The organism is Pullulanibacillus pueri, assembly GCF_014639255.1.
In the GTDB taxonomy this organism is placed as follows: domain Bacteria; phylum Bacillota; class Bacilli; order Bacillales; family Sporolactobacillaceae; genus Pullulanibacillus; species Pullulanibacillus pueri.
Genome location: NZ_BMFV01000067.1, coordinates 1 through 7540, shown reverse-complemented (window position 1 = coordinate 7540; position 7540 = coordinate 1). Strand labels below are relative to the sequence as shown.

The window sequence follows — 7540 nt, the reverse complement described above, 5'->3', positions numbered from 1 at the left end:
GCCGTGCCCATGGAAAGCGAGCGACCTGGAGCGGAAATCCACCTACACGTTACGTCGCAATTTATAGCAATTATGTTTTTTATGTTTTGCCAAGTCTCATCATTTTTGTTTTGAACTCTTATCATAATCATATCTATTGTGAATAGATGTCCTAAGTCTTTTCATAAGGTGCTCTTCTTAATCTTTTCTATAAGTTTCTACTCACTCTAAAAGGTTTTTATCATATATAGCAGACGAGTTGCATACATCTGTAATGATAACCGTGGAAAGGGTGAATAGCATGTCCCAGTCTTCTAATCTCCAATTTTCAATTAACGAATCTGTATGGCTTAGAGACGGTCAAGAGGCAGAAGATGTATTGTCCATGGCATTGGAACCGGACATCACAATAGAAGAAAATCCTCATTATGTTTCAATCAAGGGGGCGCTTAGACTCAGTGGGGAGTATACCTCTGTAGAAAACTCTGGAGATACAGCGCTTGATCAGTCTCATGTTGATCGACCTGATTTCAGAGTGGTTGATGAACTGAGAGAAACGGATGATGGCACAATCTATATTGAGCATAGGTTTCCTGTGGATATTACGATTCCAGCGAATCGGGTGGAGGATATCGATGATTTATATGTAAGTGTTGAATCGTTTGATTATGAATTACCCGAAGTTGGCTGCATTCAATTGGAGGCCGATGTGCTCATCACCGGTTTAGTTGATCCTGATGTGCCGCAGGCAAAGTATAGTGAAGCGAACCAAAGACAAATCATTGATGAAAGTGAATTGGAAAATGAAAATGCCTTTGATCCTACAGAGGCGTTAGCTTTTGAGTCCTATCGAGAGCCTGAAGAGGAAACCGCACAGGAACAGAGTGTTGAACCAGAGGTCGAGTTAACCCCCCGTGAGGATGAAGAAGACGGATTTATTTCGCTTCCTTTTGATGAGAGGGAGGAAGAACAGGAGTTTGAAAGTGAAGCGTCCAGTTTTGATGTAGAAGTCAACGAAATTGAAGAGGAAGAAGAACTAGTGCCGCTATACCGAGCTCATGAGACCTTTGAGGAGGACAGTAGTCAAGATTCCAATGAGGAAAGTATACGCGAAGATACAGAATCATTCTTTGATGAAGAAGAAGTTGAGGATAACCTCGAGGAACAAGAACAACCAGATACAAATGTTCAAAAGAAGAAAAGAAATGAAAATGCTCTTTACTTAACAAAAATGTTAACGAATGAAGAGGATCAGTTTTCCAAAGTCAGAATGTGTATTGTGCAAACAGGTGATTCCTTAGAGGGAATATCGGAACGCTATCAAGTTCCTGTGACCAGTTTGCTCAGACGCAATCATCTTGACTCTGATCAACTGGAGGAAGGGCAAATCCTTTATATCCCTGTGAATAAACGTTAGATCTTTTGAAGCTTCATTCATCGTAGAAGACACAATCTCGCATGGGCGGGTGAAACGACGTGGAAAACCATTTACCGGACGCAGTGAAACGCGTCCTTTTTCATTACCAATTACACCCTAAATCATATGAACGCTATGGTCATGTGTATAAAATCTATTGCGAAGAAGGTATCTTTGCATTAAAAAGATTGACATCTCAAGCAAGAGTTGAACGCATGAACCGGATGAAACATAGGTTCTTAGGGGCAGCAACAAGAGTATATCCGATATTAACAGCGCAAACTTCTGAATCTATAATAAAAGAAGGGGATGCTTTTTACTATGTTACTCCATGGGTGGAGGGTATTCCTTTTTCAGATCAAGAAAAGCGAAAACTATTATTAGAACATTTAGCACGCCTGCATGATTCTACAGTGGAACTTGAACCTATGGAGGCACCGCAGAAAATTGATCAAGCGGCAGATGTGATTACACAGCGATGGCGTGCTCATGAAGAGTGGTTGACCGCCTTTATTGAGCGGGCAGAACATACTACATATCCGTCTCCCTTTGAACAATTGGTCCTCGCTTATTATCATTCGTTAGTACAAGAAACGGAAACGGCCATAAGGGCGTTAGAAAAATGGAAAGAGACGGCAAAAGAAGTCTCCATGCATAGGCGAGTGCTTTGTCATGGAAGACCCTCCATTGAGCATTTTATTTGTGATCCTTATGGTGGGATGTTTATAAGCATAGAGGATGCGACAATGGACTCGCCTTGCCTAGATCTTGCAGCCCTTTTTGAATCACCAACGGAGATTCAAGGTCCGTTGATACACGAGCTTGATTTATATGAACAGATCTTTGAACTTCGAGAGAATGAAAAAGATTTATTGATTGCATTTCTCCATTTCCCTTCCTCGGTCTATCGTTTAATTATGAGATATGAGCGTTATCCTAAACGAGGGCAAGAGCTCAAGTTCATTGAAGCTTTTGAAGCCTTTCATCTCTATCAGCCAACAAGATATGATTTGATTAAGGCCCTAGAGACAAGAAACGATGAGGAAGCAGGAGAAGAAGAGTAATCTTTTAAAGCCATCGTTTTAAAAAGAGCACATAAAGGAATCCCAAACCGACAAAAACAAGGACATCGAAGGTTGTCGGAAAAAAGATCGTCCGAATCATTTGGAAAATCGCTAAAGGTAAAATGATAATCTCCAAACCATCTCTTAATCGGCGAACCCATGGTGGCCAATTATACTGGTTAAACCTCCACTTTCGATTAAACATAGCCTAGTCTCCTCCTCAATGTAGTTTATGTGAGCAATATCAGGGGTGTGCACGTATAAGACGTTGAACGGAGGGGTAAACTAGAGAAAATTAGGCTTGACGAATAGGTATGGCTATCTGTAAAATATGGGTATTAACATTTTGAATTGTAAATGATGATATCAGCGTAAAGGGAAGAGTATGTGTTTGGATCTATTAGAGAGGGAGGCTCACCGGCTGAAAGGCTTCCTTGGAAAAGAGCACAGAAGGTCGCCCACTTAGCTGCTTCACTTGAACAGAGGCAATACGCTTCTAACTAGAGGAGGCCGGACAGTCCGTTATCCTGCTTAAGAGTGCACAGTTAATGTGCAAATAAAGGTGGTACCGCGGAGCGTTTTTCGTCCTTTTTGACGAAGAAGGCTTTTTTTATTTGCGTAATTTTTATTAGGGAGGGTGTAGAATGTCAGAACAACACAATCTACCCAAAAAGTATGATCCAAGTGCTTCAGAAAGCAAGTGGTATGAGACTTGGAAGAAAAATGGTTATTTTAAAGCGGAAAGAAATCCAGAAAAAACCCCCTTCACTATTGTGATCCCGCCACCAAATGTTACTGGAAAACTCCATCTTGGGCACGCGTGGGATGTCACAATGCAAGATCTATTGATTCGCTTTAAGCGCATGCAAGGCTATGATGCCTTGTATTTACCAGGTATGGACCATGCCGGGATTGCGACCCAGGCTAAAGTCGATGCCAAGCTGAGAGAACAAGGAACGAATCGCTATGAATTAGGACGGGAAAAGTTTCTTGATGTCGCTTGGGATTGGAAAGAAGAGTATGCTGAATTTATCCGTAAGCAGTGGTCAAAACTCGGGATATCCGTTGATTATTCCCGCGAACGGTTTACTTTAGATGAGGGTCTCTCTGATGCTGTACGTGAGGTTTTTGTTAAATTATACGAAAAAGGGCTCATCTATCGTGGCGAATATATTATCAATTGGGATCCGGCAACGAAAACAGCCTTATCGGATATTGAGGTTATTTATAAAGATATTCAAGGCCACCTTTATCATCTGCGCTATCCATTGGCAGACGGTTCAGGGTCTATCGAAATTGCAACTACACGGCCAGAAACCATGCTCGGAGATACAGGGATAGCGGTTCACCCTGAAGACGAGCGGTATAAGCACTTAATTGGTAAAAAGGCGATTCTACCGATTGTTGGTCGGGAAATCCCGATTGTTGCTGATGAGTATGTTGATCAAGAGTTTGGTTCTGGCGCCGTTAAAATTACACCAGCTCATGATCCCAATGACTTCGAGATGGGAAATCGCCATCATCTTGAACGCATCTTAGTAATGGATGAATCCGGGACGATGAATGAGAATGCGGGGAAATATCAAGGCCTTGATCGCTTTGATTGCCGCAAGCAAATTGTAGAGGATATGAAAGCAGAAGGCGTGCTGGTCGACATTGAAGACCATTTCCACTCCGTGGGGCATTCTGAACGCTCAGGCGCTGTTGTTGAGCCTTATCTATCTACACAATGGTTTGTAAAAATGCAGCCTTTGGCTGATGCGGTTGTTCAGCTACAAAAGGGAGAAGATAAAGTTAATTTTGTTCCTGAGCGTCTAGAAACTACGTATTTAAATTGGATGGAAAATATCCGTGATTGGTGTATCTCTAGACAATTGTGGTGGGGCCATCGGATTCCTGCTTGGTATCACAAAGAAACGGGTGAGATCTTTGTAGGAAAAGAAGCTCCAGAAGATAGTGAAAACTGGGAACAGGACGAGGATGTTTTAGATACATGGTTCAGCTCAGCGCTTTGGCCGTTTTCTACTTTAGGGTGGCCAGATACTGAAAATGAAGACTTTAAACATTTCTTCCCCACAAATGTTTTGATCACAGGTTATGATATTATCTTTTTCTGGGTGGCCCGGATGATCTTCCAGTCTGTTGAATTTACGGGGCAAAAGCCATTTAAGGATGTTTTACTTCATGGTCTTGTTCGTGATGCTGATGGGGTGAAGATGAGTAAATCTCTTGGTAACGGTATTGATCCTATGGATGTGATCGAAAAATATGGTGCGGATGCGCTGCGCTATACATTATCTACAGGGACTTCAGCAGGTCAAGATCTGCGCTTCCAATGGGAAAAGGTAGAAGCCAACTGGAATTTTGCGAATAAGATTTGGAATGCTTCGCGATTCTTGCTTATGAATCTTGATGGCTTTACGGTAAGTGATATTGATTTAACGGGTGAGAAGACGGTTGCCGATCGCTGGATTCTTTCCCGCCTCAATACGACCATCAAAGCAGTGACAAAGCATTTTGATGAATATGATTTTGGAGAAGCTGGCCGTAAGCTGTATGGCTTTATCTGGGATGACTTCTGTGACTGGTATATCGAAATGGCGAAACTTGCGCTTTATGGCGAGAATGAACAAGCGAAAAAGACAACCAAATCGATTCTCGTCTATGTCCTTGATCAAACCTTGCGTTTGCTCCATCCGCTTATGCCGTTTGTTACAGAGGAAATTTGGCAGTATCTCCCTCATGAAGGTGAGACCATTATGTTAGCGACATGGCCTGTTGCCGATGCAAAGTGGACGGATCAAGAAGCTGAACGTGAGATGACTCTGCTGCAAAGTATCATTAAGAATGTCCGTAATCTTCGTGCTGAAAAAGATGTGGCTCCAAGCAAAAAAATTGAACTCATTATTAAGCCGCAAACAGCAAAAGAACAAGCGATTTTAGAGGCGAATTTAGACGTTCTTGAACGCTTCTGTAATCCTGAGACTTTGACTATTGATGTCCACGCGACTGCCCCTGAACAGTCGATTGCGACTATTGTAACGGGAGCAGAGTTATATTTCCCACTTGCTGGGCTCATTAATATTGAAGAAGAGCTTGAAAGACTCCGTGCGGAACTGAAAAAATGGGAAAGCGAAGTCGAGAGAGTACAGAAGAAGCTCAGCAATAAGGGCTTTGTTGATAAAGCACCTGAGGCCGTTGTTCAAGCCGAAAAGGATAAAGAAAAGGATTATCTTGAGAAACGAAGAGTGGTCAAAGAACGTATTAAAGAGCTTCAATCATAAAAAAGTAAGTCCCTCTAGGAGTAATAGCTTGCACGCTGTTACTCCTTTTGGCATGATAGAGTCGAAAAGATTAGAGAGAAAAATGAAGGTGAAGAAATGTTTCAAACACTTAATGAAGTCGAAGCATGGACAAAAAAATGGTTACCCTTTGGATTAAAACTCGGGTTGGAAAGAATGGAATGGTTACTAGAACAGCTCGACCATCCTGAACGGCGGTTAAGAGTCATCCATGTGGGAGGGACCAATGGGAAAGGGTCTACTGTTTCCTATATCAATAGTATTTTGACAGAGGCAGGCTATGATGTCGGTATGTTTACCTCACCTGCTTTGCGCACTTTTAATGATCGCATTGTCTCGAGCGGCAAACCCATTGCTGACGATGAGTTGATTAAGACAGCGGAAATAGTTAAACCTTTTGTTGAAGCTTTAGAGCAAACAGAATTCGGTGCTCCTACTGAATTTGAAGTCATTACCATTATGGCTATTGTATATTTTGCTAAGGTTCATCCTTGTGATCTGGTCTTATTTGAAGTCGGGCTCGGGGGTCGCTACGATTCAACGAATGTTGTCCACCCCTTATTGACCATTATTACAAATATTGGGCACGATCATATGAAGCAATTGGGCAACACCTTAAAAGAAATTGCTTATGAAAAAGCGGGGATTATCAAGCAAGGGGTTCCACTTGTGACAGCAGCAGAGGGTGAAGCTTTTGAGGTCATCGCCACTGTTGCAAGGCAATGCCAGGCGAAAGTTTATCACTATGGACATACCTTTAAATCAGAGAGTGATTCACCTGTAACATTAGGAGAAAGTTTTAGTATCCGTACGCCCCATCACCATTATCAAAAAATAAAGCTGGCAATGTCTGGTCACCATCAAGTCGTCAATGCTTCTTTAGCCATTATGGCAGCAGAATATTTGCAGATGTTTTATGCATTTGATATTAAAGAGGATGAAATGAAGTCAGGGTTAGAAAAAGCGTTTTGGGCGGGGCGATTTGAGAAACTATCGGATGCGCCACTGACCATCCTCGATGGTGCCCATAATCTTGAAGGCATGGAGGCGCTTGTTCAGACTATCCAAGCTCACTACCCAGAACATGAAGTGATCACATTGTTTGCGACACTAAAGGATAAGGATAATGTGGCTATATTAAAAACATTAGGTCGTATTTCTAAACGGATCGTTGTGACTGGATTTGAGAATGAACGTGCCATGGCCCCACAGGATGTACTTCCCTTTATACCGGATGAAATACAAGGAGAAGTGATAGATTCTTGGGAAAGCGCGTTGACTTCTTTACAAAAAGAGATAAAAGGGAAGAGGTTATTGCTCATCACTGGATCTCTTTACTTTGTCACTCAGGTGAGGGCGTTTTATCTTAGTAAAAACTAAAATGACATTTTTGAAAACAGAGACCGTCGTCAGCAAGTGGAGACTCAAAAAGTCTTAACACCATGATTTTTTTACGAAGCTTATGCTTTAGTCGCTTTCCTTATGTCCTTAGCCCGGCGGGAACAGGACTTGCGACGCCTCACGAATAAACTAAGAGTTGTTCCGAGAAAGCTGGCAACGAAGTCTGTTTAGTAGAAGACGCAAGAACAAGGGGTTTGTGGTCTAAGCCTTTGGGCATTCGAAAGTCCATCCAAAGTGAGCTGAGGCTGTTATCCGCGGTAAGCGAAGGATTTTGACGGAGCCATTCGCCTCACGCTAAGAATAAAGAAAAGAAAGAGGGTGTCCCAAAAGCCTAACGGCTTTTGAGGATACCCTCCACTTTTTAAACCTAAATTATT

The 7540-nt window shown here is 42.2% G+C and carries 5 protein-coding genes and 1 other annotated feature; of the genes, 4 read left to right on the top strand and 1 reads right to left on the bottom strand.

Translation table 11 applies throughout. From position 1 onward, the window contains the following. The first annotated feature begins 280 nt into the window (after positions 1 to 280). Both spoVID and IEV91_RS21330 read left to right on the top strand, forming a co-directional pair. Positions 281 to 1396, top strand: a complete 1116-nt coding sequence (spoVID, locus tag IEV91_RS21335; RefSeq protein WP_188499443.1) for a stage VI sporulation protein D — start codon at positions 281 to 283, stop codon at positions 1394 to 1396. A gap of 59 nt (positions 1397 to 1455) precedes the next feature. After that, positions 1456 to 2460, top strand: a complete 1005-nt coding sequence (locus IEV91_RS21330; RefSeq protein WP_188499442.1) for a YutH/CotS family kinase-like spore coat protein — start codon at positions 1456 to 1458, stop codon at positions 2458 to 2460. Positions 2461 to 2464: 4 nt separating this feature from the next. Here the strand turns inward: IEV91_RS21330 and IEV91_RS21325 are convergent, their stop codons facing one another. Beyond that, entirely contained in the window at positions 2465 to 2665 is a 201-nt protein-coding gene (locus tag IEV91_RS21325) for a YszA family small membrane protein (protein WP_188499441.1), read from the bottom strand. A 158-nt stretch (positions 2666 to 2823) separates the two neighbouring features. Then, positions 2824 to 3053: a binding site (T-box leader), on the top strand. A 51-nt stretch (positions 3054 to 3104) separates the two neighbouring features. On the opposite strand from IEV91_RS21325, the gene IEV91_RS21320 reads away from it, so the two are divergent. Together IEV91_RS21320 and IEV91_RS21315 are read left to right on the top strand one after the other, a co-directional pair. After that, positions 3105 to 5744, top strand: a complete 2640-nt coding sequence (locus tag IEV91_RS21320) for a valine--tRNA ligase (protein WP_188499440.1) — start codon at positions 3105 to 3107, stop codon at positions 5742 to 5744. A gap of 96 nt (positions 5745 to 5840) precedes the next feature. Next, positions 5841 to 7142, top strand: a complete 1302-nt coding sequence (locus tag IEV91_RS21315) for a bifunctional folylpolyglutamate synthase/dihydrofolate synthase (RefSeq protein WP_188499439.1) — start codon at positions 5841 to 5843, stop codon at positions 7140 to 7142. Positions 7143 to 7540: the final 398 nt, after the last annotated feature.

What these genes read in the sequence shown, in the direction of transcription:
- spoVID (WP_188499443.1), top strand. Translation starts at nt 281, where the DNA reads ATGTCCCAGTCTTCTAATCTCCAATTTTCAATTAACGAATCTGTATGG.
- IEV91_RS21325 (WP_188499441.1), bottom strand. Translation starts at nt 2,665, where the DNA reads ATGTTTAATCGAAAGTGGAGGTTTAACCAGTATAATTGGCCACCATGG.
- IEV91_RS21320 (WP_188499440.1), top strand. Translation starts at nt 3,105, where the DNA reads ATGTCAGAACAACACAATCTACCCAAAAAGTATGATCCAAGTGCTTCA.
- IEV91_RS21315 (WP_188499439.1), top strand. Translation starts at nt 5,841, where the DNA reads ATGTTTCAAACACTTAATGAAGTCGAAGCATGGACAAAAAAATGGTTA.